The organism is Azotobacter chroococcum (assembly GCF_002220155.1).
Taxonomy (GTDB): domain Bacteria; phylum Pseudomonadota; class Gammaproteobacteria; order Pseudomonadales; family Pseudomonadaceae; genus Azotobacter; species Azotobacter chroococcum.
The window spans coordinates 3286708-3311974 of the sequence record NZ_CP011835.1; the positions used below are offsets into that span (position 1 = coordinate 3286708).

A 25267-nucleotide genomic window follows, 5' to 3' on the forward strand; every position below is an offset into this window, starting at 1 on the left:
CGGTTGCCTGGCGGCCGGCGGCTGGCTAGCATCGGGCTTTCACGAGCACGGTCGACTGATGTCCGCCTCCCCCGCCCAGCCCTCCGACGGCACCGCCCGGCAGCCGCCTCTGGATACCCGCTATCTGGTGGAGACGCCCGAAGGCATCGACCTCGTGCTGCACCCTGCGGGCCTGGTGCCGCGAGCCCTGGCCTTCGCCGTCGACCTGATGGTCCGCGGGCTGATCCTGCTGCTGGCCTTCCTGCTCCTCGGCCAGTTCGGCGAACTGGGCATGGGCCTGGCCAGCCTGACCTTCTTCCTCGTGACCTGGTGGTACATGGTGCTCTTCGAGGTGCTCAACCAGGGCCGCTCGCCCGGCAAGCAGCTGCTCGGCCTGCAGGTGCTGCACGACGACGGCACCCCGGTCGGCTGGGCCGCCTCGCTGACCCGCAACCTGCTGCGCGTCGTCGACCTGCTGCCGTTCGGCTACAGCCTGGGCATCCTCAGCTGCCTCGCCCATCCGGCCTTCAAGCGCTTGGGCGACCTGGCCGCCGGCACCCTGGTGGTCTACCGGGAACGAGCGCAGCCGCGCCCGTCCCTGCCCGAAGTCGCCGCGCAGCCGCTCCCCTTCGCCCTGCAGGCGGACGAGCGGCGCGCCCTGCTCGCCTTCGCGGAGCGCCAGGCCGGGCTGTCCACCGGGCGCCGCCGCGAACTGGCGGGCATCCTCGCCGGGCCGCTGCAGGTGCCGGAAGCGCAGGCCGAGGCCCGGCTGCTCGGCATCGCCCGCGAACTCATGGGTCCGTCATGAAGCAGAACGCCTTCGAACGGCGCCACCAGGCCGAGTGGCAGGCCTTCGCCCGCCAGCTCGACACCCTCGAGCACGGCAAGGCCGGGCCGGACAGCCGCCAGTTCCCCGCCGCCTACCGGCGCCTCTGCCGGCAGCTGGCGCTGGCCGAGCAGCGCGGCTACGGCAGCCGGCTGGTCGAGCAGCTGCAGCAGCTGGCGCTGCGCGGCCACCGCCAGTTCTACCGCCACCGCAGCCACCTGGGTGCGCGCTGCATCGGCTTCCTGCTCGGCGGCTTCCCCCGCCTGGTGCGCGAGGAGTGGCGCCTGGTGCTGGCCGCCAGCCTGCTGTTCTACGCCAGCCTGTTCGGCATGGGCCTGCTGGTCTACCTGTTTCCGGAGCTGGTCTACAGCCTGCTCACCCCCGAGCAGGTGGCGCAGATGGAGGCCATGTACGACCCCGACGCCAGCCGCCTCGGCCGCTTCGGCGAGCGCAGTTCCGCGGCCGACTGGATGATGTTCGGCTACTACGTCATGCACAACTTCGGCATCGCCTTCCAGACCTTCGCCAGCGGCCTGCTGTTCGGCCTCGGCAGCCTGTTCTTCCTGCTCGTCAACGGCCTGTCGATCGGTGCGGTGGCCGGCCACCTGAGCGGCATCGGCTACACCGACACCTTCTGGCCGTTCGTGATCGGCCACGGCGCCTTCGAATTGACCGCCATCACCTTCTCCGGCGCCGCCGGCCTCAAGCTCGGCTGGGCGCTGTTCGCCCCCGGCCGCCTGACACGCGGCGAGGCCCTGCGCCAGGCTGCGGCGTGCAGCGTGCGGCTGGTCGCCGGGGTACTGCTCCTGCTGCTGGTCGCCGCCTTCGTCGAGGCCTACTGGTCGTCCATGACCTCCATCCGCGCGCCGCTCAAGTACGCGGCCGGCGTCCTGTTCTGGGGGCTGCTGGCGGCCTACTTCCTGCTTGCCGGACGCACGCGCCATGCGCCTGACTGACAGCGTCGCGGTCCTCCGCCCGCGCAGCCCCTGGGAAGCCATGGACCTCGGCGTACTGCTGGCGCAGCGCCATGCCGGCCTGCTGATGCTCGCCTGGGCGCTGCCCGCTCTGCCGCTGCTGGCCCTGCTCAGCCTGCTGCTCTGGGAGAGTCCCGGCTGGGTGCTGCTGATCTTCTGGTGGCTGAAGCCGCTCGGCGAGCGCCTGCCGCTGTTCATCCTCTCCCGCGCCCTGTTCGGCGCGACGCCGCGCCTGGGCGAGAGCCTGCGCGCCCTGCCCGGTCTGCTCCGCGCGGAATGGCTGGCCAGCCTGACCCGGCGCCGCTTCAGCCCGACGCGCAGCTTCGATCTGCCGGTGCTGCTGCTCGAGGGACTCGCCGGCAGGGAGCTGCAGCAGCGTCGCGCCGTGCTCGCGACAGGGCCCGGCAAACGCGGCGCCGGCTGGCTGACCCTGGTCGGCCTGCATCTGGAGCTGGGCCTCTGGCTCGGCCTGCTGGCCTTCCTCTATCTGCTGCTGCCGGCGCAGTCGGGCCTCGCGCTCGACTGGCAGCAACTGCTGGAAGGCACGCCGCCGGAGCAGCTGTGGCTGGAGCATCTGACCAACGGGCTCTATGCCCTGGTGCTGATGGTCTGGGAACCGCTGTATGTCGCCTGCGGCTTCGGCCTCTATCTGAATCGCCGCGTGCACCTGGAGGCCTGGGATCTCGAAGTGGCCTTCCAGCGCCTGCGCCGGCGCCTGGGCAGCACGACCGGCATCCTGCTGCTCGCCGCCGGCCTGGCGCTGGCGCTTCCCGACGCGGCCCTGGCCCAGCCGCCGGCCCCGCAGCCCGCCCAGGCGCTGGGCCGCCAAGCGGCCCGCGCGGACGTCCAGGCCCTGCTCGAGCAACCGCCCTTCAGCCGCCGCGAAGAAATCACCCGCTGGCGCTTCGGCGATCCGGCGCAGGCGCCGGACGTCGACATTCGTCCGTCTGCGCCGCCCACTTTCACCCGCCGGCTGGCCGAGGCGCTGGAAATCCTCCTGTGGACAGCCGTCGGTGCCGGAGCCGTGCTGCTGGCCTGGCGCTACCGCGACTGGCTGGCGGCCTTCGCCGGGCGCCGCCTGCCGTCCGCCCGACGCGCCCCGCCGCCGCCAGCCGAGCACGCGACTCCCCGCCCCGCTCCGGCGGCACTGCCCGCGGACATCGCCACGCAGGCCGAGCGGCTATGGGCCGACGATCCCGGGCAGGCACTGGCCCTGCTCTACCGCGGCCTGCTCGAGCGCCTGCGCGAGGATTACCGGCTGCCGCTGAGCGAGGCCGACACCGAGGGCGAGGTGCTGCGCCGGGTCCGCCGGCTGGAGCGGGCCGAACTGCAGCAGCTCGCCGAAACCCTGACCCGGCACTGGCAGAACCTCGCCTACGGCAAGCGTCTGCCGCCGGCCGAACTGAAGGACGAACTGCTCGCGGCCTGGCGGCGCCAGTTCGGCAGCGGGGGCACGGCATGAGCGGAGCGCGCCGCCTCGCCCTGGCAGCCAGCGGGCTGGCCCTGGCGCTGCTGGGGGCCTGGCTGCTCGGCCAGCTGCATCCCTACCGGGAAATCGTCGAACGCGGCCCGACACCGCAGGCCCGCGCCAATCCCTACCTGGCCGCCGAACTCTTCCTGCGCCGCCAGGGCCTCGAGGTGCAGCGCGCCAGCGGCCTGGAAGCCCTTGCGGCTCCCGCCGGACGCCCCCAGACCCTGCTGCTGCTCGGCGGTCGCGAGCACATGACGCCACGCCAGGCCGAACGGGTGCTCGACTGGGTTGCCGCCGGCGGGCACCTGGTGTTCGTCGCCGAACGGCTGTGGGACGAGAAGACCGGCCGCAGCGGCGACCTGCTGCTCGACGGGCTGGGCATCCAGCAGCATCTGAGCGCGGACCTGGCCATCGGCGAGCCGCGGGACGGCGACCGGCGCCGGGCGGAGCTGGCCCGCTTCTACGTGCAGAACGAGAGGACGCCGGCCTATCTGGCCTTCGACAACGCCTTCCACCTCTACGACAGCCGCCACCGCGCCTACGCCTGGGCCAACAGCGGCGAGGCCACCCATCTGCTGCAGGTGCGCCACGGCCAAGGCAGCGTCACGGTGCTGACCGACGCCTGGATCTGGGAGAACGGAGAAATCGGCGCCCACGACCACGCCTGGCTGCTCTGGCACCTGAGCCGGGGCAGCCAGGTCACCCTGATCTACCGGGTCGCCGGCGACAGCCTGGCGACCTTGCTGCTGCGCCATTTTCCCGCCGCCCTGCTGGCGCTCGCCCTGCTGGCCGGCGGCCTGGTGTGGCGCGCCAGCCTGCGCCAGGGCCCGCCCTTGCCGGTCGCCGGCCCGGCCCGCCGACAACTGGAGGAACACCTGCGCGCCGGTGCCGACTTCCTGCTCCACCGCTGCGGCCAGGCCTGCCTGCTGCAGGGCCTCCAGCAGGATATCCGGCGCCGCGCCGGCCAGCGCGATCCGGGCTTCGCCGAGCTGCCCGAGGAGGCGCAGTGGCAGCTGCTGGCCCGCTTCGCCCGGCTGCCGGCCGGGCACATCGGCCGGCTCATGCGGCCGCCGGGCAAGGCGCTGCCGGCCGCCGACTTCACCCGCCAGGTCGCCGACCTGCAACGACTCAGGAACGCCCTATGAAGGATGCAAGCACTCCCCCGACGCTCTCCCGCCAGCAGGCCGGCCAGTTGCTCCAGGCCCTGCGCGCGGAGATCCGCAAGGCGGTGATCGGCCAGCAGGCGGCCATCGACGACCTGCTGACCGCGCTGATCGCCAACGGCCATGTGCTCGTCGAGGGCGTCCCGGGACTCGGCAAGACCCTGCTGGTGCGGGCCCTGGCCCGCTGCTTCGGCGGCGACTTCGGGCGCATCCAGTTCACCCCCGACCTGATGCCCAGCGACATCACCGGACATGCCGTGTACGACCTCGCCAGCGAGCAGTTCAAGCTGCGCAAGGGGCCGGTGTTCACCCACCTGCTGCTCGCCGACGAGATCAACCGCGCCCCGGCCAAGACCCAGGCGGCCCTGCTGGAAGTCATGCAGGAGCGCCAGGTGACGCTCGAGGGCCGCGCCCTGCCGGTGCCGCAGCCGTTCCTGGTGCTGGCCACGCAGAACCCGATCGAGCAGGAGGGCACCTATCCGCTGCCGGAGGCCGAACTGGATCGCTTCATGCTCAAGCTGCGCATGGACTACCCGGAGGCCGCCGACGAGCTGGCCCTGGTCCGCCAGGCGGCCCGCTCGACCCGCGCCGACATGCTCGAGGTCGCCGAGCTGCGTCCCCTGCTGCAGGCCGCCGACGTGCTGGCGCTGCAGCAACTGGCCAGCGAGCTGCCGCTCGACGAGCAGGTGCTCGACTACGCCGTGCGCCTGGTGCGCCGCACCCGCGACGGCGCCGGCCTGACCCTGGGCGCCGGGCCGCGCGCGTCGATCGATCTGGTGCGCTGCGGCCGGGCCCGCGCCCTGCTGCGCGGCGGCGACTTCGTGACGCCCGACGATATCCGCGACTGCGCCCTGGCCGTGCTGCGCCACCGGGTGTGCCTGGCGCCGGAGCTGGACATCGAGGGCCTGTCGGTGGACCAGGTGCTGCTGCAGCTGCTCGACCAGGTCGCGGCGCCGCGGCCATGAAGCCCTCGCGCCGGCTCCTCGTTCTACTCGCGGTCCTGTTCCTCGCCGCCCTGCCGCTCGGCGCCCAGTCCGCCCTGTACGGCGAGGAATCGCCGGCCTTCGGGGCGCTCTGGTGGGGACTGCTGTCCGCCCTGCTGCTGCTCGCCGGCCTGGATGCCGCCTGGCTGCACTGGCGCCCCTCGCCCCGTCTGCAGCGCCGGCTGCCGGGCCATCTGTCGCAGGGCCGCTGGAGCGAGGTGCGCCTGAGCCTCGCGCACGATTACCGGCTGGCGCTGCCCGTGGAAATCTTCGATCACCTGCCGGCCGGCATGAGCGGCGAGCCGCTGCCGCTGCGCCTGAAGCTGCGGCCCGGCGAAGCAAGCGAGTGCGGCTACCGGATCCGCCCCCTCGAGCGCGGGCATTTCCGCTTCCGGCACTGCGAGCTCACCCTGCCCAGCCCGCTCGGGCTATGGCAGGGACGGCGCCGGCTGGAGCTGCCCGGCGAGACCCGCGTCTACCCGGACTTCACCCGCCTCTACCGGGCCCGGCTGATGGCGCTGGACACCTGGCTCGGCCGTCTCGGCATGCGCCAGCTGCCGCGCCGCGGTCTCGGCCAGGCCTTCCACCAGCTGCGCGAATTCCGCGACGGCGACACCCTGCGACAGATCGACTGGAAGGCGACGGCACGCAAGCACACGCCCATCGTCCGCGAATACCGCGACGAGCGCGACCAGCAGATCCTCTTCCTGCTCGACTGCGGCCGGCACATGCGCAGCCGGGACGGCGAGCTCGCCCATTTCGACCACGCCCTCGACGCCTGCCTGCTGCTCGCCTACGTGGCGCTGCGCCAGGGTGACGCGGTGGGGCTGGCGACCCTCGCCGGCGAGCAGGACCGCTATCTGGCTCCGGCCAAGGGCGACGCCCAGTTGCACGCCCTGCTCAATACCGTCCACGACCTGCAGACCACCCGCCGCCCGGCGGACTTCGCCGCCGCGGCGAACCTGCTGCTGCGCCGCCAGCGCCGCCGCGCCCTGGTGGTGATCCTCAGCAACCTGCGCGACGAGGACGACGGCGAGCTGCCGGCAGCGGTCCGCCGCCTGGCCCGCCACCATCGGGTGCTGGTCGCCAGCCTGCGCGAGGAGGTGCTCGACCGGCTGAGCCACACGCCGGTGGAAAGCCATGCGGACGCCCTGGCCTACTGCGGCACGATCGACTACCTCAACGCCCGCGCCGCCCTGCACCAGCACCTGGCGGCAGCAGGCATCCCGCTGCTCGACGTGCGCCCCGCCGAGCTGGGGCCCGAGCTGGTCGGCCGCTACCTGGCCTGGAAGCGGGCCGGCGTGCTCTAAGCCGATGCGGCGTTGGGATGGAAGGTGAAGTACTGGCGCAGGACCTCGACCAGTTCGAGGTAGCCGACGGGCGGATCGGCCAGCTCGAAGCCCGAGTCGAAGCTGCCGGGCGTCACGTCCTCGCGGGTCCAGCGGCAGGTGGCGGAAAAGTCGATGTAGTGCTGCTGGCCTTCGCGCCCCGGAATCTTCAGGCGCATGTCGAACTCGGCCAGCACCAGCATCGGCCATGGACTGATCAGCATGAGACCTTCCCGGGAGATGTTGCCGATATAGCCCATGGGCTTGTCGGTGACCCGATTGAACACCTTGAGATAGTAAGGCAGTTGATGACGCTCGATACGGCGCTGGATAGGCATGATTAATGACAAATCGCTAGTCCGGTTTTTGAGTATGACCCCAAGGTCGGTTAGGAACCAGTGTCCCATTATCAGAGACCAGCCGCTTCGCTTTTATGCTCCCGTCGGTATGCAATATCCCGCTTGAGTTAGTCTGTTACGCATCGGACATCCTGGCCGCCGCCCGGGTGCACTGCGCAATGCCAAGAGCCAAGGAGACAATGATGAACCTGCGCCAGTTGCTCGTCGTGATCGACCCCACCCAGGAGGCCCAGCCGGCCTTGGAGCGGGCCGCCTGGCTGGCTCGCAGCAGCGGTGCCGCCCTGGAACTGCTGGTCTGCGAGTTCGAGCCCGCCCTGGAGGGCAGCCTGCTGTTCGACGACCGGCAGACCGAGCAGGCACGCGCCGCACTGCTCGCCCACCGCCACGCGCGGCTCGAGGCGCTGGCCGCCCCGCTGCGCGCCGAAGGCCTGCAGGTACAGGTCGAGACACGCTGGGGCAAGCCGCTGCACAGAATGATCCTGGCCCGGGTCGAGGAGCTGAAGCCGGACCTGCTGTTCAAGGCCGCCACCCACAGCCATGGCCTGCTCGAGCGCCTGCGGCTGAGCAATACCTGCTGGCAGCTGCTTCGCCACTGCCCGGTACCGCTCTGGCTGGTGCATCCCGGCCAGTGGCGGGGCCAGCGCCTGTGCGCGGCCCTCGATCCGCTGCACAGCGCCGACAAGCCTGCCCATCTTGATCATCGCCTGATCGCCACTGCCCGCGAACTGGCCGAGCGCCTGCAGCTGGACGCCCATTACCTGCACTGTTATGCGCCGCTGCCACGCAGCCTGGCCTTCGATGCCGAGCTGGTCGCCACCTACGACGCCTATGTCGAGCGCGGCAGCCGCCAGCACCGCCAGGCCTTCGAGCAACTGCTTGCGCCCTATGCGATTCCTGCCAGCCACCGTCATCTGGAACAGGGCTATCCGGAAGAGGTGATTCCCCGCTTCGTGCGCGACCGGCAGGTCGATCTGCTGCTGATGGGCGCCGTCGCCCGCGGCCATCTGGACAACGCGCTGATCGGCAATACCGCCGAGCGGGTACTGGAGGCGCTGGAGTGCGACCTCCTGGTGCTCAGGCCGCAGCCTGGGGAAAGTAGTGCGGCATGACAATGACTAAAGCCCTCCGGCGTAGTAGCCTCGCGGGCAGCGTCCCATAAGGAGTTCCGCATGACGTTTCGCCGCACCAAAATCGTCGCCACCCTCGGCCCGGCCACCAGCTCGCCCGAACGGCTCGAGCAACTGATCCTCGCCGGGCTCGATGTCGCCCGCCTGAACTTCTCCCACGGCAGCGCGGACGAACACCGCGCCCGCGCCCATCTGGTCCGCGAACTGGCCGCCAGGCATGGCCGCTTCGTTGCCCTGCTCGGCGACCTGCAGGGGCCGAAGATCCGCATCGCCAAGTTCGTCGACAAGCGGATCGAGCTGGCCGTCGGCGACCACTTCCGCTTCTCCGTCACCCATCCGCGCGATGCGGGAAGCCAGGAGGTGGTGGGCATCGACTACCCGGACCTGGTGAAGGATTGCAACGTCGGCGACGAACTGCTGCTCGACGACGGCCGGGTGGTCATGCAGGTCCTCGAGAAGACTGCCGACGAGCTGCACTGCACGGTGCTGATCGGCGGCCCGCTGTCCGACCACAAGGGCATCAACCGGCGCGGCGGCGGCCTCACCGCACCGGCCCTGACCGCCAAGGACAAGCAGGACATCAAGCTGGCCGCGGAACTGGACCTGGACTACCTGGCGGTATCCTTCCCCCGCGACGCCGCCGACATGGAGCTGGCCCGGCGCCTGCGCGACGAGGCCGGCGGCAAGGCCTGGCTGGTGGCCAAGATCGAGCGTGCCGAGGCAGTCGCCGACGACGCGGCCCTCGACGGCCTGATCCGCGCCAGCGATGCGGTGATGGTGGCGCGCGGCGACCTCGGTGTGGAAATCGGCGACGCCGAGCTGGTCGGCATCCAGAAGAAGATCATTCTCCATGCCCGGCGCTACAACAAGGCGGTGATCACCGCGACGCAGATGATGGAGTCGATGATCCACAGCCCGATGCCGACCCGTGCGGAAGTCTCGGACGTGGCCAACGCCGTGCTCGACAACACCGACGCGGTGATGCTCTCGGCGGAAAGCGCCGCCGGTGAATACCCGGTGGAAGCGGTGCAGGCCATGGCGCGCATCTGCCTGGGCGCGGAGCGCCATCCGACCAGCACCCGCTCCAGCCATCGCCTCGGCCACACCTTCGAGCGCTGCGACGAGAGCATCGCCCTGGCGGCCATGTACACCGCCAACCACTTCCCCGGCGTGAAGGCGATCATCAGCCTCACCGACAGCGGCTACACGCCGCTGATCATGTCGCGCATCCGTTCCTCGGTGCCGATCTTCGCCTTCTCGCCGCACCGCGAAACCCAGGCGCGCGTGGCGCTGTTCCGCGGCGTCTACACGATACCCTTCGACCCGGTGGCCGTGGCGCCGGAGAAGCTCAGCCAGGCGGCGGTGGACGAACTGCTCAAGCGCGGGGTGGTCGAGCCGGGCGACTGGGTGATCCTCACCAAGGGCGACAGCTACAATACCACCGGCGGCACCAACGGCATGAAGATCCTCCACGTGGGCGAGCCGCTGGTCTGATCCGCAGGGTCTGAATCGCATGGCCGCCTCCGGGCGGCCATGTTCCTTCAGGAGGAAGCCGAGCGACGATCGGCACGAGCATCGCTGGGTTCCCAGCTCGCTTCGCAGCGGTTCCGGCCATTGTGCTTGGCCCGGTACAGGGCCTGATCGGCACGCTGCAGGGCGTGGTCCAGGTCGTCGCCGTGCTGCAGGCGGGTCATGCCGATCGACAGGCTGAGACCGCCCAGCGACAGCCCCAGTGGCTCGGCGGCGGCGAAGGCCTCGCGCAGCCGCTCGCAGCAGATCGAAATCTGGTCCAGGTTGACATTGGGCAGCAGCAGCACGAATTCCTCGCCGCCGTAGCGGGCCAGCACGTCACCCTCGCGCAGGCAGGCCTGCGCCAGCGTCGCGAAGGTCTGCAGGACCCGGTCCCCGGCAGCATGTCCATAGCGGTCGTTGATGCGCTTGAAATGGTCCAGGTCGATCAGGGCCAGGCCGTACTGGGCCTGGGCCGGCAGGTTGGTCAGCTCGTGCTCCGCCAGGCGCAGGAAATGCCGCCGGTTGCAGAGCCCGGTCAGCTCGTCGGTGGAAGCCTGATCCTCCAGCTGGCGCATCATGCCGCGCAAGGTGTTCTGGTGCGCCACCAGGGCATGGCGCCGTTGGCGCATGCGCTGGCGCATCGCATTGACGTGGCGGCCGAACAGGCCGAGCCAGAAGAGCAAGGCGGACAGGGTGGCCAGCTGCAGGAAAGGCGGCTCGGCGGCAAACTGCAGTTGGAAGGAGGCGTCCGACCATTCGAGTCCGACGAAGCCGACGAAGGCGAAAGCCGCACAACGCGCGAAGGCGCGCGGAGACAGCTGGAACAGACCGAACAGCAGGATCGGCACGTAGAATGCTAGCAGGGTGCTGCGCGCTGCATCATCCAGACAGCCGAGCAGGACTGTCTGCCAGAACAGCGCGACCAGCACCTGCGCCTCGATCATCCCGGGGTCGCGCAGGCGCAGGTTGCGCCCGCTGCGCAACAGCAGGAAGAACACCAGCTGGCTGAGCATGAGCGGAATGGCGCCGAGCAGCAGCACGTCGAGCGAAACCCGGCCATGGCCGGTCACGATCGCCAGCGTCAGCAGCAGCAACACCATGGCGTAGGTCCCCTGCGCCATGGCAAAGCGGTTCAGCAACAGACGTTGCAGGGCCTGCGGCTCCAGCCGCGTAGTGGAAGTGTTCATGGGGTCCATCCCGTGACAACGCCAATCGGACACTGTACCGGCTGGGCAGGCGCCTGCCTAGCCGCCATACGTCTTTGGCCCAAGCGGTTGCTCCCGGTCGTCCCGGGCACGTTATACTGCGGCGATTTTTCGCACCGGACACGGGTTCGGCGCATCGAAGTTCCTGCCCAATAAAGGAGCGCAGCATGACCGTGATCAAGCAAGATGATCTGATTCAAAGCGTCGCCGACGCCCTGCAGTTCATCTCCTACTACCACCCCGTCGACTTCATCCAGGCCATGCATGAGGCTTACCTGCGTGAAGAGTCGCCGGCTGCCCGCGACTCCATTGCCCAGATCCTGATCAACTCGCGCATGTGCGCCACCGGTCATCGCCCGATCTGCCAGGACACCGGCATCGTCACCGTGTTCGTCAAGGTCGGCATGGACGTCCGCTGGGACGGCGCCACCATGAGTGTAGACGACATGATCAACGAGGGCGTGCGCCGCGCCTACAACCTGCCGGAAAACGTCCTGCGCGCCTCGATCCTGGCCGACCCGGCCGGTGCCCGCAAGAACACCAAGGACAACACCCCGGCGGTCATCCACTACTCCATCGTCCCCGGCGACAAGGTGGAAGTGGATGTCGCGGCCAAGGGCGGCGGCTCCGAGAACAAGTCGAAGATGGCCATGCTCAACCCCTCCGACTCGATCGTCGACTGGGTGCTGAAGACCGTGCCGGAAATGGGCGCCGGCTGGTGCCCGCCGGGCATGCTCGGCATCGGCATCGGCGGTACCGCCGAGAAGGCCGCGCTGCTGGCCAAGGAATCCCTCATGGACGAGATCGACATCCATGAGCTGAAGGCCCGCGGCCCGCAGAACAAGATCGAGGAACTGCGCCTCGAGCTGTTCGACAAGGTCAACCAGCTGGGCCTCGGCGCCCAGGGCCTCGGCGGCCTGACCACCGTCCTCGACGTGAAGATCAAGGACTACCCGACCCACGCCGCCTCCCTGCCGGTGTGCATGATCCCCAACTGCGCCGCCACCCGTCACGCCCACTTCGTGCTCGACGGCTCCGGCCCGGCCAGCCTGGAAGCCCCGCCGCTGGACGCCTATCCGGAAATCGTCTGGGAAGCCGGTCCGAGCGCCCGTCGCGTCAACCTCGACACCATCACCCCGGAAGAAGTGCAGAGCTGGAAGCCGGGCGAGACCCTGCTGCTCAACGGCAAGATGCTCACCGGTCGCGATGCCGCGCACAAGCGCATGGTCGACATGCTGAACGCCGGCGAGAAGCTGCCGGTGGACCTGAAAGGCCGCTTCATCTACTACGTCGGCCCGGTCGATCCGGTGCGTGACGAGGTGGTCGGCCCGGCCGGCCCGACCACTGCCACCCGCATGGACAAGTTCACCCGTCAGATCCTCGAAAGCACCGGCCTGCTGGGCATGATCGGCAAGTCCGAGCGCGGCCCGATCGCCATCGAGGCGATCAAGGACAACAAGGCCGTGTACCTGATGGCCGTCGGCGGTGCCGCCTATCTGGTCGCCCAGGCGATCAAGGCCTCGAAGACCCTGGCCTTCCCGGAACTGGGCATGGAAGCCATCTACGAATTCGAGGTCAAGGACATGCCGGTCACCGTGGCCGTCGACAGCCTGGGCGAGTCGGTGCACATCACCGGCCCGGCGCTGTGGAAGCAGAAGATCGCCGACTCCCTGGTGAAGCTGAGCTAAACCCGCACTCCGGGCCCGCCAGCTCGGCGGGCATCTCGCAACAGGCCCATGCCCCGCGCATGGGCCTGTTGCTTTTCGGGAGCGCGAAGTCCCGCGAGCGGCGCGAAAGCGCTACCATGGCGCCCCGTCTTTACCCGCCCGTCGCCATGTCCCATTCCGTTTCGCCGATCGGCTACCTGCGCTCCTGCTTCAAGGAGAAATTCGCCATTCCGCGCCAGCCGCAGCTGGCCCCGGCCGCCCGCGGCATGCTGGAGCTGCTGCCTCCCTTCGACCAGGCGCAGGCCATCGAGGGACTCGAACAGGTCAGTCACGTCTGGCTGCTGTTTCTCTTCCACCAGGCGCTGGAGGACAAACCGCGCCTCAAGGTCCGCCCTCCCCGCCTGGGCGGCAACCGCTCGCTCGGGGTGTTCGCCAGCCGCTCGACCCACCGGCCGAACGGCATCGGCCAGTCGGTGGTCCGTCTGGAGAGGGTCGAGGCGGGACGTCTGTGGCTGTCCGGCATCGACCTGCTGGACGGCACGCCGGTGCTCGACGTCAAGCCCTACGTGCCCTATGCCGACTGCCTCCCGCAGGCCCGCAACGCCATTGCCGAAGCGCCGCCGCCGGTGATCCCGCTGGAGTGGAGCGAGCCGGCACTGCTGCAGGCGCAGGCGCATGCCGTGCGCCTCGGCGAGCCGCTGATCGAGCTGATCGAGCAGTGCCTGGCCCAGGATCCACGACCGGCCTACCAGGTGCCGGAACCGTCGCGTCGCTACGGGGTGCGCTTCTGGGATGTGGAGGTGCGCTGGCACTACCCGCAACCGGAACGGATTCGCGTGCTGGAAGTATTGCCCGCCTGAACGGCACGCCGCGCAAAACGAAGAAGCCCGGACAGGCCGGGCTTCGCGGGACGGGAGATGCGCTCTACTTCTCGACGAAGGCGCGCTCGATCAGATAGTCGCCCGGCTCGCCCATGCGCGGGGAGATCTTCAGGCCGAAGCTGTCCAGCACGTCGCAGCTCTCGTCGAGCATGCTCGGGCTGCCGCAGATCATCGCGCGGTCGTCCTGCGGGTTGAGCGGCGGCAGGCCGATATCCTCGAACAGCTTGCCGCTGCGCATCAGGTCGGTGAGACGCCCTTGGTTGCGGTAGGACTCGCGGGTGACCGTCGGGTAGTAGATCAGCTTCTCCCTCACCGCATCGCCGAAGTACTCGTTCTGCGGCAGGTGCTCGGTGATGAACTGCTGGTAGGCCAGCTCGCTGACCTGGCGCACGCCGTGGATCAGCACCACCTTCTCGAAACGCTCGTAGACCTCCGGGTCCTGGATCAGGCTCATGAAGGGCGCGAGGCCGGTACCGGTGCTGAGCATGTAGAGGTGCTTGCCGGGCAGCAGGTCGCCGGTCACCAGGGTGCCGGTGGGCTTGCGGCTGACCATCAGCTGGTCGCCCTCCTTCAGGTGCTGCAGGCGCGAGGTGAGCGGACCGTTCTGCACCTTGATGCTGAAGAACTCGAGATGCTCCTCGTAGTTCGGGCTGGCAATGCTGTAGGCCCGCATCAGGGGGCGCCCCTCGGCCTCGAGGCCGATCATCACGAACTGACCGTTCTCGAAACGCAGGCCGGGGTTGCGGGTGGTCTTGAAACTGAACAGGGTATCGTTCCAGTGATGAACACTGAGGACACGCTCTACGTTCAGGTTGCTCATTAGGGGCTCCTTCGAGGGGATGGCGCTGCCTTGCGGCACTGTTGCCGCCAATTCTAGGAGGCGGCAAACTATCTGTTAAGTAAATTATCAAGATATGGATAATCGGTTATATAGATATGCGATTCACCCTGCGCCAGCTCGAGGTCTTCGCCGCCGTGGCCCGCCTGGAAAGCGTCACCCGCGCGGCCCAATCCCTTGCCCTCTCCCAGTCCGCGGCCAGCACCTCGCTGACCGAACTGGAGCGCCAGTCCGACTGCCAGCTGTTCGATCGCGTCGGCAAGCGCCTGAAACTCAATGCATTGGGCCGGCAACTGCTGCCCCAGGCGATGGCGCTGCTCAACCAGGCACGGGAGATCGAGGATCTGCTCGACGGCAAGGAAGGCTTCGGCTCGCTGGCCGTCGGCGCCACGCTGACCGTGGGCAACTACCTGGCGACCCTGCTGATCGGCGCCTTCATGCAGCGCCACCCGGAATCGCGGGTCCGGCTGCATGTGCAGAACACCGCGCACATCGTCCAGCAGGTGGCCAACCACGAGCTGGATCTCGGCCTGATCGAGGGCTGCTGCCAGCATCCCGACGTAGAGCTGCAGCCGTGGGTGGAAGACGAGCTGGTGGTGTTCTGTGCCCCGCAGCACCCCCTCGCGCAGCGCGGCCGGGCGAGCCTGGACGAGCTCGCCGGCGAGGCCTGGATTCTTCGCGAACAGGGTTCGGGCACCCGCCTGACCTTCGACCAGGCCATGCGCCATCATCGTCCGGCGCTGAACATCCGCCTCGAGCTGGAGCATACCGAGGCGATCAAGCGGGCAGTCGAGTCCAGCCTGGGCATCGGCTGCATCTCCCGCCTGGCCCTGCGCGATGCCTTCCGGCGCGGCAGCCTGGTGCCGGTGGAAACCCCGGAGCTGGACCTGAAGCGGCAGTTCTGCTTCCTCTGGCACAAGCAGAAGCTGCACACCGCCGCCATGCGCGAATTCCTCGAACAGTGCCGGGCACTGACCGCCGGGGTGCGGCGCAGCGACGAGATCGTCCTGCCGCCGATCGCCTGACGAGCGGCGGCTGCACCAGGGATCAGGCCGGCAGCGATTCCAGCTGCTGCAGCAGCAGGGCCGCCTGGGTGCGGGTGCGTACCCCGAGCTTGCGGAAAATCGCCGTCACATGGGCCTTGACGGTCGCCTCGGAGACGCTCAGCTCATAGGCGATCTGCTTGTTCAGCAGGCCGTCGCAGACCATGCTCAGCACCCGGAACTGCTGCGGCGTCAGGCTGGCCAGGCCGGCGCTGGCGGCCTTCGCCTCGGCGGAAACGCTGACCGTTTCCTGGAGCTGCGGCGGCCACCACTCATCGCCGTCGAGCACCGCACGCACCGCCTGCTGCAGGGTTTCCAGGGCACTGGATTTGGGAATGAAGCCAGTCGCGCCGAACTCGCGGGCCCGCGCCACCACCGCGGCGTCCTCTTGGGCGGAAATCATCACCACCGGAATCTGCGGGTACTGCCCGCGCAGCAGGACCAGCCCGGAAAAGCCGTGGGCGCCGGGCATGTTGAGATCGAGCAGGACCAGGTCCCAGTCCGCCTTTTCCTCCAGGCGGGCCTCCAGCGCGGCGATGCTGTCCGCCTCCACCAGCCGCACCACGGGACCCAGCCCGAGGGTCAGCGCCTGCTGCAAGGCACTGCGGAATAGCGGGTGGTCATCGGCGATCAGGATTTCATAAGAAAGCATTGGCGGATTCCGTTTCTTGTCGTGAAGACCTGATGCGACAGCGAGCCGGGACAGGCCAGGGCAGCCTGGCCAACGACTCCACACCCGCAGAACGGGCGCGGCCGATCATTCAGGCGGAAAACAGCAGTTTACGCGTTTTTCGGGATGGGCGGGGCCGCTTAGCTTGCCCGGCATGCAGTTTTCCAGCGGCGAGCAGCCTCACAGAAAGGTGCGCAGACGCCGATGCAGCTCGTCGTCGAGACTCGCGGAACGGCCCCGCTTGGCCGCCAGGTAGTGCTCGGTGAACACATCCAGATAGGCCGCCAGCGCCTCGCCGGCACGCCGGTCGCCGGCCAGCTCCAGACAGAGCGCGGCCACTTCCGCGGTGCACAGGTGATCGTCGCGCTTCGAGCGGCGCAGACGGTAGCGCGACAGCTGCTCCGGCTGCAGACCGAGCACCGGCAGGTCGTCGAGATAGGGACTCTTGCGGAACATCTTGCGCGCCTCGGTCCAGGTGGCATCGAGGAGGATGAACAGAGGTCGCCGGCCAGCCTCGCGGTGCACCTCGCCGACCACCCGCTGCGGCGCCGCGTACTCGCCGGGGAACACCACATAGGGCTGCCACTGCGGATCGCCGAGCAGCGCCGGCAGGCGCGCATCCACCGCGGTACGCGACCAGCCGAAGGCCGCGGTATCGGCCACCACGTCGGCGATCAGCCAGCCGGTATTGCTCGGCTTGAGCGGCTCGATGTCGTGCATCAGCAGACAGACGCCGGATTCGGCCTCGACCCGCGGGCGCCAGGCGCACAGGCAGTGGCTGAGCGGCACCCGGCAGGCCGGGCAGCGCGGCGTCCGCGAGCCGCGCGCCTGAAAGGGTTTCAGGCTGCGTGCCAGGCGCTCCTCGCGCAGGCGGGACACGGCATGGCTCACAGGTAAGGCGCAAGGGTCACAGGGAATGGGCACAATCGTCGGTACGGGCAGGAATCGGGGACGGCAGTCTAGCAGAGCGTCCGGGCCAACCGGGCGGGATGCCGCGATTGTCGCCGCCGCCGACGCACCTATAATGCGACGCCTCGACTTGCCGGAATATCGGCCCGGATCGCCGGCAACCCACCTTCAGGAGATTCCCATGTTGCGACCGACTGCCCTTGCCCTCTGCCTCCTTCTGCCGACGACCGCCCTGGCCGCCTCCCTGAAGGATTTCGAGCTGACCAAGATGCTGGAGAAGGTGGCCAAGGAAAGCAGCGTAGGCACCCCGCGCGCGATCAACGAGGACATCCTCGACCAGGGCTACACGGTGGAAGGCAACGAACTGGTCAACCACCTCAGTGTACGCGCCTCGCATGCCCAGCAAATGCGCTCTCATCCCGACACCGTACGCAGCCAGTTGCTCGGCAGCGTGTGCAGCAACCGGGGCTTTCGCCAGTTGCTCGCCAAGGGCGCCGTGCTGCGCTACCAGTTCAGCGAATACCAGAGCAACCGCCCGGTGACCACCGAACGCTACCGCGCCGCCGACTGCAACCTGTAAGCGGTGCAGCCGGCAACGCGACAGGCGTCGCTCAGCTGCCCTGGCGGAAGGCGCGCAACTGCGCTGGATCGCCGTGGCCGGCGAGGATATCGGCCTCCTCCCGGGTGAGCAGCGCAGTGACCGGCTCCCCCAGCAGGGTGCTGCAGGCCTCCAGGACGTGGGCCCAGCTGGCGCGGTTGGCGAACAGCATGCCGGCTTCGTCCAGAGTGCCGCCGGCGTTGCGGTAGCCGAGCGCCAGCGTGCGGCGCGCGTCCGGCAGGATCGGCCAGAGATGGCCACGGGCGACCTCCGGACGCATATGGCTCAGCAGCACGCGGCGTCCATGGCTGTCCGGGAACAGCCGGGCGATCAGCTCGCCGTCGGCCAGCGCCGCCGCCTCCCAGCGGTCACGCGGCGCGCGGAAGCGTCCCGGCTCCTGCAGATAGACCAGTCGGTAGGCTTGACCTGCCGCCTTCAGGCGCGCGGCTGCGCGGAGCATCTCCGCCAGTTGGTAGCTGCCGTTGGCGATCAGCAGCAGCGGCTCGGCGCCGACCTGCTCCTCGACGATCAGCGCTCCCTCGCGGGCCAGTTGCTCGGCCTGCGAGCGCTCGAAGAGCACCGGGCGCTCGCGCTTGGGTACGACCAGGCAGGCCAGTTGGCCACGCGCCTCGTACACGGACGGCAGAAGGGCCAGCAAGCTGTTGTGGTCGGCCGGGAAGAGCACCCGCAGCATGTCGCCCATCTCGCCGAGCAGCGCCTCGCTGAAGGTGGTGTCCTGGTGCGACTGCTGGTTCTTGCCATTCTCCCAGGTGTGCGAGGTGGCCACCAGCGGCCAGCCCAGCCAGCCGGCCGGACGGCCGGCCTCCTTCTGCTGGCGGGCGAAGATCAGGCACTGGCGCACCGCGCCGAGCATCTTCACGCAGAAGGCCTCGTAGCTGGCCACCAGGTTGAGCCCGCCCTGGTTGCCCAGACAGGCGGATACCACCGCCTCCTCGTTCAGCGCGGTGATGACCTTGCCGTCCAGCGCCTCGAGCTCGCTCTCGGGCTGGCAGACGCGATGCCTGAGCGCCTTGAGCACGCCGCCCAGGCGGTTGCTGGCCAGCTCGTCCGGGTTGCCGACCCGCGGGCGCAACCGCGGATTGGCCTGCACCAGGTCGACGAAGAAGCGGTCCAGCGCGCTCATCGGCGAGGTCTGCTCGCCCGCCTTGCGGTAGTGCAGCGCAGGCAGTGCCGGCGCTGGCGGATGGCGGGTGGCCAGCGGGTTGTCGCGCGCCAGAGGACGGCCCTGGCGCGCCGCGCTGAACAGGCCGCAGGCGGCGGAGAGCTCCGGCGGCGGTACCCACAGGGCTGCCGCATGGCGGTTGAACAGCTCCCGCGAATCGGCGTCGCGCTGCGGGCAGTCCGGCAGCGGCAGGTTGTGCGCCACATTGCTGCCGGCGCCGTAGAAACCGAAACCCTTCACCGTCTCGGCGATGCCGTAGGGGATCGGCAGCGGGTAGCGCAGGATACCCCGCTCCAGCTCCTCCACCCGCCGCCCCAGGCGCTGCTGCATTTCCCAGAGGGTACAGGCGAAGGCCGCCGGATCGCGGCCGTCGAAGCCGATCGGATCGAAGCCGCAGCGGCGCAGGTGCTGGCGGAAGCCCTCCAGTCCCTCGTGGCTGCCCAGCTCGGTGCGCTGCTCGATGCGCCGGCCGTTGGCGATCATCACCGGCAGCGCCACGCCGCAGTCCTCGGCACGCCACCAGCGCGGCATCCAGTCGCTACCGCGCTGCTCCTCGGCGGCACCGTCGGAGAGGAAGGCCACCAGGGTCTCGCCCGGCAGGGGCAAGTGCGCGTACTGCAGTTCGGCGAAGCCCAGGTAGCCGCCTTCGGCGATCCCGCCGGCGGTATGGGCGTTGACGTGACTGCCCAGCGGCGCGGCCGGACGGCCGTCGGCGGCCTGCCGGTAGCCGTAGAAGTCCTGCACCAGGCGGGTCATGCCGGCCTCGTCGCAGGGATAGGCGAGGGCCTGCTCGGGCAGCTGGTTGCCGGTCAGCAGATTGAGCGCATCGATGGCCGCCACGCAGTGCCCCTGGCCCATCAGCCAGCCGCGGTTCTCGCCACTCAGGACGTTCAGCGCGAGGTAGCCGGCATAGGCCGGCACCATGTTCAGCGCGCCGCCGGTATGGCCTTCCGGATCGGCCTTGAAGTCCGCGGCCTCGAGCGGCGCGCCGTCCAGGCGCACGCGCCGGGCATAGGTCATGTGCACCACCAGCCAGAGCCCCGCGGCGGTCAACCGGTCGAGCGCGTGCAGCAGGCGGTAGACGCTGGCCACATCCGGCTGCAGGCCGGCCTGGACCAGCTGGTGGGCCAGGCGGAACACCCCGGCCTGGGTTTCGGCGGCATGCTGCAGGGGGCCGTAGCCCTGGCGCCAATGCTCAAACGAAGGCTCGACCCGGGCGTGCTCGTCCAGCTCGGCGAGGGGCGGGAGAATCTGTGGCATTGCGGGCTCCATCGTGAATATCCATTGCAGTCTATGCCATCTTCCCCGCGCCTGGACTCGCCGGCACTGCCCATCGGCCGGCCGGCAGCGCAGGCACGACATTCCCGGCCAGCCTTTCCTGATCGGACAGGAACGAGGCGCGCTCATATATCGATTGGTTCGGTCTGCGACTATGATGACTCATATCAGGACAGGCTGGCAGCCATCGCCGGCACGCCGTCCCAGTCGTCTGCAGTCAAGGAAATATCATGGCCCTGCTCAGCTTTCTCGGTGCGATTCAAGAAGTGACCGGCTCCTGCTACCTGGTCGAAACCCGCGACGGCAGCCGTGTGCTGCTCGAATGCGGCATGCGCCAGGGAGGACGCCGCGAGGAAGAGGAGGTCAACGCCCGGCCGTTTCCCTTCGACCCCGGCAGCCTCGATGCCGTGGTCATCTCCCATGCGCACATCGACCACAGCGGCCTGCTGCCGCGCCTGGCCGCCACCGGCTACCGGGGGCCGATCTTCGCCACCGAAGCCACCTGTGAATTGATGAACCTGATGCTGCTGGACTCGGCCCACCTGCAGGAAAACGACGCCGAATGGGAGAACAAGTGGCGGGCCCGCCTCGGCAAACCGCCGGTGCAACCGCTCTACACCACGGCCGACGCCGAGAGGGCACTCTCCCTGTGCCGCCCGCAGCCCTATGGCAACGCGCTGGAAGTGGCCCCGGGCGTGATCGTCACCTTCCACGAGGCCGGGCACATCCTCGGCTCGGCCATCGTCGAGATGGAACTGCACGATCACCATCTGACCCGCCATCTGGTGTTCTCCGGCGACCTCGGCAATACCTGCACGCCGCTGATGCGCGACCCGACGCCGCTGTCGCGGGCCGATGTGGTTCTGCTCGAATCCACCTACGGCGACCGCGACCACCGCCACAGCGAGGAAACCCTCGACGAACTCGCCGAAATCCTGCAGAAGGCCCATCGCGACGGCGGCAACGTGTTGATTCCCTCCTTCGCCGTCGGCCGCACCCAGGATCTGCTCTTCTACCTGGGGCGCTTCTACCAGGAGGGTCGCCTGCCCCAGCAGGCGGTGTTCCTCGACAGCCCCATGGCGATCCGCGCCAATACCATCTATTCGCGCTTCGCCGAAGAATTCGATCCGGTGGACCGCAGCCTGCTGCAGGCCAGGGGCGTCAAGCGTGCCGAGGACTGGCTGCCGGTCCTGCGCACGACTCCCACTCCCGAGGAGTCGATGGCGATCAACCGGATCAAGAGCGGCGCCATCATCATCGCCGGCAGCGGCATGTGCACCGGCGGACGCATCGTCCACCACTTCAAGCACAACCTGTGGCGCGAGGAATGCCATCTGGTGTTCCCCGGCTTCCAGGCGCAGGGCACCCTGGGACGGCGCATCGTCGACGGCGCCAGCACCGTCAAGGTGCTTCACCAGCGCATTGCCGTGCGCGCCCAGGTGCATACCCTCGGCGGCTTCTCGGCCCACGCCGGACAGTCCCAACTGATCGACTGGGTAGGGCACTTCGACCACCGCCCCGAGCTCTATCTGGTCCACGGGGAGCTGGAAAAGATGCAGGTTCTGCAGCAGGCTCTGCACGAGCGCCTGAACTGGACAGCCAATATTCCCGAGCGAGGCGAGCAAATAGCAATCTAAGCCAAAGCGGCAGTAAGATGGTTGCGCGAGCCGGGATGATAATGGACCGACCGCCGCCATACCGGGCCGTCATGATGACCAGGCCTGCCATCGGAGCGATGCTGCCCGCAGCATCGTCAAGATTCCGCGCCCAAGGAGAAGTCCATGGCTTTCGAATCGGACGAGTTCCTCTCTCGTCACTTCCAGACCAGCGGCGTCGACATCAACACCCTCGTCGATGCGTTGGTCGATGAGATCGTTCCCGAAACCAGTCCCAACCTCCCCCTCTACCGGGAGATGCTCTACACCGTCATACGCATGGCCCAGGCCGACCGCAACCGCTGGGACGCCAAGATCATGCTGCAGACCCTGCGCGAAATGGAACTGGCCTTCAGCCGCCTCGAACAGTTCAAGCGCCGCCGCAAGGTCACCGTATTCGGCTCGGCGCGCACGCCGATCGAACACCCGCTGTACGCCCTGGCCCGCGAGCTCGGCCACACCCTGGCACGCCACGACCTGATGGTCATCACCGGGGCCGGCGGTGGCATCATGGCCGCCGCGCACGAAGGGGCCGGCCTGGAAAACAGCCTCGGCTTCAACATCACCCTGCCCTTCGAGCAGCATGCCAACGCCACGGTCGAAGGCACGCCGAACCTGATGTCCTTCCACTTCTTCTTCGTGCGCAAGCTGTTCTTCGTCAAGGAAGCCGACGCGCTGATCCTCTGCCCGGGTGGCTTCGGCACCCTGGACGAAGCACTGGAAGTGCTGACCCTGATCCAGACCGGCAAGAGTCCGCTGGTTCCGATCGTCCTGCTGGACGAGCCGGGCGGCACCTACTGGGCGGATGCCCTGCAGTTCATCCGCAAGCAGTTGGAAGGCAACCGCTACATCCTGCCCAGCGACATGCACCTGCTTCACCTGGCCAACAGCGCCGAGGAGGCGGCCGAGGAAATCGCCCAGTTTTACCGCAACTACCACTCCAGCCGCTGGATCAAGGACCGCTTCGTCATCCGCCTGCATCACGCCCTGAGCGAAGCAGCGCTGGAACACCTGCGCAGCGAGTTCACCGACCTCTGCCTGAGTGGCACCTTCGAGCAACAGGGCTACTGCGAAAGCGAACAGGACGAACCGGAGCTCCGCCACCTGATGCGCCTGAGCTTCATCTTCAACGCCCGCGACCACGGCCGGCTGCGCGAACTGCTCAACTTCATCAACCTCTCGCAAAACTGGGCCGTCAAGGCCTGACCCGCACGACGCCATCGGGCCTGCACAGCCAGGCTGCCCGCGTCCGCTCAACGTCTCCATCGACGCGATACCAGCGCGAGGCGGGTGCGGGCACACAAAAGCCACGCACCGTCATGCATGACATGGCAAAAGCGTGCCTGCGGTCATCGGCATGGCGAAATGGAGGAAAGCACCTCGAGCGGGGCAATATCGCGGCAATCGCCGAATGCCTCCTTCCGGCGACACCGAAATTTTCAGCAGTCGTCGGACAGACCGCCGCGCAGCAGCCGACCGACCAGCTCGGGAGGAAAACCGCGATAGCCGAGAAAACGTCCCTGGCGAGCATGCTCGCGCGCATCGCCGGGCAGGCAGCCGGCGAACTTGCGGCGCCAGGCGTCGCGCAGCAGCTCGGCCCAGTCCAGACCGCTCTCGCGCAGCGCCTGCTCGATGGCCTGGCGCGGCAGGCCGCGCTGGGCCAGCTCCTCGCGAATCCGCAGGGGCCCGTAGCCGGCCCGGGCGCGGCTGGCCACAAAGGCCTCCAGATAGCGGGCCTCGCTGAGCAGTCCTTCGTCCGCCAAACGGTCGAGGGCCGCCTCGATCAGTTCCGCCGGAGCGCCGCGCCGGCCCAGCTTGCGAGCCAGCTCGACCCGGCCGTGCTCGCGATGCGCCAGCAGATCCATGGCGGCCCGCCGTACCGCGGCGGGGCTGTCGAGCAGGCTCGTCATGGACGGACTCAGTAGTCGAGGTCCGCGTCGGCCGGTTCGTCGGCCACGGCCGCCGGCCGGGCACTGGCAGGCGCGGCGAGCAGTTGGTCGCGGATGCTCTTCTCGATGGCCGCGGCGACCTCCCGATTGTCCTCGAGGAACTTGGCCGCATTGGCCTTGCCCTGGCCGATCTTGTTGCCCTGGTAGCTGTACCAGGCACCGGACTTCTCCAGCAGACCGAGCTGCACGCCAAGATCGATGATCTCGCCGTTGCGGTAGATACCCTTGCCGTAGAGGATCTGGAACTCGGCCTGGCGGAACGGCGGCGCCACCTTGTTCTTGACCACCTTGACGCGGGTCTCGCTGCCCACCACCTCGTCGCCCTCCTTGACCGCGCCGGTACGGCGGATGTCCAGACGCACGGAGGCGTAGAACTTCAGGGCGTTGCCACCGGTGGTGGTTTCCGGGTTGCCGAACATCACGCCGATCTTCATGCGGATCTGGTTGATGAAAATCACCAGACAGTTGGCGTTCTTGATGTTGCCGGTGATCTTGCGCAACGCCTGGGACATCAGACGCGCCTGCAGGCCGACGTGCGCATCGCCCATCTCGCCCTCGATCTCCGCCTTGGGCACCAGTGCCGCCACCGAGTCGACGATAATCACGTCCACCGCATTGGAGCGCACCAGCATGTCGGTGATCTCCAGGGCCTGCTCGCCGGTGTCCGGCTGGGAGACCAGTAGGTCGTCGACGTTCACCCCAAGCTTGGCGGCATAATCCGGGTCGAGCGCGTGCTCGGCGTCGACGAAGGCGCAGGTGGCCCCCTGCTTCTGCGCCTCGGCGATGGTCGACAGGGTCAGGGTGGTCTTGCCGGAGGATTCGGGGCCGTAGATCTCGACGATCCGCCCCTTGGGCAGGCCGCCGATGCCGAGTGCGATGTCCAGCCCCAGGGAGCCGGTGGAAATGGCCGGAATCGCCTGGCGCTCATGGTCGCCCATGCGCATGACAGCGCCCTTGCCGAACTGCTTTTCAATCTGGCCCAAAGCCGCAGCCAAGGCGCGCTTCTTGTTCTCGTCCATTGAAGACCTCGCGTATTCAGAAGGCCTTGCGGCCATCGCACACTGTATAAGTAGACAGTATTAGAGCACAGGAAAAGTCCGCTCGCCTACCCCTGCTCCAGCCCATATCCGTGATGCCCAGCACCTCCTTCGGGCGCCTCACCGGCAATCAGGCGGATCAGACCGGCCAGGGCCTCCTGCACCGTTTGTCGGCGTACCTCGCCGCGGTCGCCGGGAAACTGTCGACGCGCCGCAAACAGCCGCTCGCCATCGGCCCAGGCCAGCCAGACGGTGCCGACCGGAGTTTCTGGCGAACCGCCATCGGGCCCGGCGACGCCACTCACCGCCACGGCATAGCGGGCACCGCTGCGCACCTGGGCACCGCGCGCCATGGCCTCGACAACTTCCCGGCTGACCGCACCGAAACATTCGAGCAACTCGGCCGGCACCCCCACTTGGGCACTCTTCTGGCGGTTCGAATAGGTGACGTAGCCGGCCTCGAACCAGGCCGAACTGCCGGGGATGCGGGTGATCGCCTCGGCGATGCCGCCGCCGGTGCAGGACTCTGCGGTGCTCGCCTGCTCGCCGAGGGTGCGCAGGCCTGCACCGAGTTCGCTGGCGAGTCGGGTGATTTCGTCCATGGTGTTCTCCAAGCTGAATCTCAGCAGGGC

At 68.6% G+C, this 25267-nt stretch carries 23 protein-coding genes; 14 read left to right on the forward strand and 9 right to left on the reverse strand.

All coding sequences use genetic code 11. From position 1 onward, the window contains the following. Positions 1 to 58 precede the first annotated feature (58 nt). Genes ACG10_RS15275 through ACG10_RS15300 form a run of 6 tightly spaced genes read left to right on the forward strand, consistent with a single transcriptional unit; the run spans position 59 to position 6706 of the window. The gene (locus ACG10_RS15275; RefSeq protein WP_039802727.1) at positions 59 to 787 is read left to right on the forward strand and encodes an RDD family protein; all 729 of its coding nucleotides are present in this window, start codon (positions 59 to 61) and stop codon (positions 785 to 787) included. Next, the gene (locus ACG10_RS15280; RefSeq protein ID WP_089168863.1) at positions 784 to 1761 is read left to right on the forward strand and encodes a stage II sporulation protein M; all 978 of its coding nucleotides are present in this window, start codon (positions 784 to 786) and stop codon (positions 1759 to 1761) included. Before ACG10_RS15275 ends, ACG10_RS15280 begins: the two co-directional genes overlap by 4 nt. Continuing rightward, positions 1748 to 3241 (forward strand): DUF4129 domain-containing protein, encoded by a 1494-nt coding sequence (locus tag ACG10_RS15285; protein WP_198318956.1) that lies wholly within the window; start codon positions 1748 to 1750, stop codon positions 3239 to 3241. The genes ACG10_RS15280 and ACG10_RS15285 overlap by 14 nt, the downstream gene beginning before the upstream one ends. Beyond that, positions 3238 to 4395, forward strand: a complete 1158-nt coding sequence (locus tag ACG10_RS15290; protein ID WP_039802723.1) for a DUF4350 domain-containing protein — start codon at positions 3238 to 3240, stop codon at positions 4393 to 4395. Before ACG10_RS15285 ends, ACG10_RS15290 begins: the two co-directional genes overlap by 4 nt. After that, entirely contained in the window at positions 4392 to 5378 is a 987-nt protein-coding gene (locus ACG10_RS15295; protein ID WP_089168865.1) for an AAA family ATPase, read from the forward strand. The genes ACG10_RS15290 and ACG10_RS15295 overlap by 4 nt, the downstream gene beginning before the upstream one ends. Next, on the forward strand, positions 5375 to 6706 hold the full coding sequence (locus tag ACG10_RS15300) for a DUF58 domain-containing protein (protein ID WP_089168866.1): 1332 nt from the start codon (positions 5375 to 5377) through the stop codon (positions 6704 to 6706). The genes ACG10_RS15295 and ACG10_RS15300 overlap by 4 nt, the downstream gene beginning before the upstream one ends. On the opposite strand, the gene ACG10_RS15305 is transcribed toward ACG10_RS15300, so the two are convergent. Then, positions 6703 to 7062, reverse strand: coding sequence for a PilZ domain-containing protein (locus ACG10_RS15305; RefSeq protein ID WP_089168867.1), 360 nt, complete (start codon positions 7060 to 7062; stop codon positions 6703 to 6705). The genes ACG10_RS15300 and ACG10_RS15305 overlap by 4 nt on opposite strands. 203 nt (positions 7063 to 7265) lie before the next feature. Between ACG10_RS15305 and ACG10_RS15310 the strand changes: the two genes are divergently transcribed. Both ACG10_RS15310 and pyk read left to right on the forward strand, forming a co-directional pair. Next, positions 7266 to 8192, forward strand: coding sequence for a universal stress protein (locus tag ACG10_RS15310; RefSeq protein WP_089168868.1), 927 nt, complete (start codon positions 7266 to 7268; stop codon positions 8190 to 8192). Between the two features lie 60 nt (positions 8193 to 8252). Then, positions 8253 to 9704, forward strand: a complete 1452-nt coding sequence (gene pyk / locus ACG10_RS15315) for a pyruvate kinase (RefSeq protein ID WP_089168869.1) — start codon at positions 8253 to 8255, stop codon at positions 9702 to 9704. A 47-nt stretch (positions 9705 to 9751) separates the two neighbouring features. Here the strand turns inward: pyk and ACG10_RS15320 are convergent, their stop codons facing one another. Further along, the gene (locus ACG10_RS15320) at positions 9752 to 10909 is read right to left on the reverse strand and encodes a GGDEF domain-containing protein (protein ID WP_089168870.1); all 1158 of its coding nucleotides are present in this window, start codon (positions 10907 to 10909) and stop codon (positions 9752 to 9754) included. A gap of 185 nt (positions 10910 to 11094) precedes the next feature. On the opposite strand from ACG10_RS15320, the gene ACG10_RS15325 reads away from it, so the two are divergent. Continuing rightward, positions 11095 to 12615, forward strand: a complete 1521-nt coding sequence (locus ACG10_RS15325) for a fumarate hydratase (RefSeq protein ID WP_039802709.1) — start codon at positions 11095 to 11097, stop codon at positions 12613 to 12615. Positions 12616 to 12761: 146 nt separating this feature from the next. Beyond that, complete coding sequence (tsaA, locus tag ACG10_RS15330; protein WP_089169909.1) at positions 12762 to 13454, forward strand: tRNA (N6-threonylcarbamoyladenosine(37)-N6)-methyltransferase TrmO; 693 nt, start codon at positions 12762 to 12764, stop codon at positions 13452 to 13454. Between the two features lie 64 nt (positions 13455 to 13518). Here the strand turns inward: tsaA and fpr are convergent, their stop codons facing one another. Further along, on the reverse strand, positions 13519 to 14295 hold the full coding sequence (fpr, locus tag ACG10_RS15335; protein WP_039802707.1) for a ferredoxin-NADP reductase: 777 nt from the start codon (positions 14293 to 14295) through the stop codon (positions 13519 to 13521). Between the two features lie 116 nt (positions 14296 to 14411). Here fpr and ACG10_RS15340 point away from each other — a divergent pair, with 116 nt between their 5' ends. After that, entirely contained in the window at positions 14412 to 15338 is a 927-nt protein-coding gene (locus ACG10_RS15340) for a LysR family transcriptional regulator (protein WP_039802705.1), read from the forward strand. A 22-nt stretch (positions 15339 to 15360) separates the two neighbouring features. Here the strand turns inward: ACG10_RS15340 and erdR are convergent, their stop codons facing one another. After that, positions 15361 to 16008 (reverse strand): response regulator transcription factor ErdR, encoded by a 648-nt coding sequence (gene erdR / locus ACG10_RS15345; protein ID WP_039802703.1) that lies wholly within the window; start codon positions 16006 to 16008, stop codon positions 15361 to 15363. 198 nt (positions 16009 to 16206) lie between these two features. Continuing rightward, entirely contained in the window at positions 16207 to 16917 is a 711-nt protein-coding gene (locus tag ACG10_RS15350) for a tRNA-uridine aminocarboxypropyltransferase (RefSeq protein ID WP_198318957.1), read from the reverse strand. A 199-nt stretch (positions 16918 to 17116) separates the two neighbouring features. On the opposite strand from ACG10_RS15350, the gene ACG10_RS15355 reads away from it, so the two are divergent. After that, on the forward strand, positions 17117 to 17515 hold the full coding sequence (locus ACG10_RS15355; protein ID WP_039802699.1) for a quorum-sensing-regulated virulence factor family protein: 399 nt from the start codon (positions 17117 to 17119) through the stop codon (positions 17513 to 17515). A 31-nt stretch (positions 17516 to 17546) separates the two neighbouring features. On the opposite strand, the gene ACG10_RS15360 is transcribed toward ACG10_RS15355, so the two are convergent. Further along, positions 17547 to 19976, reverse strand: a complete 2430-nt coding sequence (locus ACG10_RS15360; protein WP_089168871.1) for a phosphoketolase family protein — start codon at positions 19974 to 19976, stop codon at positions 17547 to 17549. Positions 19977 to 20224: 248 nt separating this feature from the next. Between ACG10_RS15360 and ACG10_RS15365 the strand changes: the two genes are divergently transcribed. After that, a complete protein-coding gene (locus ACG10_RS15365; protein WP_089168872.1) occupies positions 20225 to 21631 on the forward strand; it encodes an MBL fold metallo-hydrolase RNA specificity domain-containing protein in 1407 nt (468 codons plus the stop codon). A gap of 144 nt (positions 21632 to 21775) precedes the next feature. Next, positions 21776 to 22855, forward strand: a complete 1080-nt coding sequence (locus tag ACG10_RS15370; RefSeq protein ID WP_089168873.1) for an LOG family protein — start codon at positions 21776 to 21778, stop codon at positions 22853 to 22855. A gap of 233 nt (positions 22856 to 23088) precedes the next feature. Here the strand turns inward: ACG10_RS15370 and recX are convergent, their stop codons facing one another. The 3 genes from recX to ACG10_RS15385 form a co-directional block, all read right to left on the reverse strand. Then, on the reverse strand, positions 23089 to 23559 hold the full coding sequence (gene recX, locus ACG10_RS15375; protein ID WP_089168874.1) for a recombination regulator RecX: 471 nt from the start codon (positions 23557 to 23559) through the stop codon (positions 23089 to 23091). An 8-nt stretch (positions 23560 to 23567) separates the two neighbouring features. Then, complete coding sequence (gene recA / locus ACG10_RS15380; RefSeq protein ID WP_089168875.1) at positions 23568 to 24617, reverse strand: recombinase RecA; 1050 nt, start codon at positions 24615 to 24617, stop codon at positions 23568 to 23570. A gap of 86 nt (positions 24618 to 24703) precedes the next feature. Further along, positions 24704 to 25237: a CinA family protein gene (locus ACG10_RS15385; protein WP_089169911.1), complete on the reverse strand. Its 534-nt coding sequence runs from the start codon at positions 25235 to 25237 to the stop codon at positions 24704 to 24706. Positions 25238 to 25267: the final 30 nt, after the last annotated feature.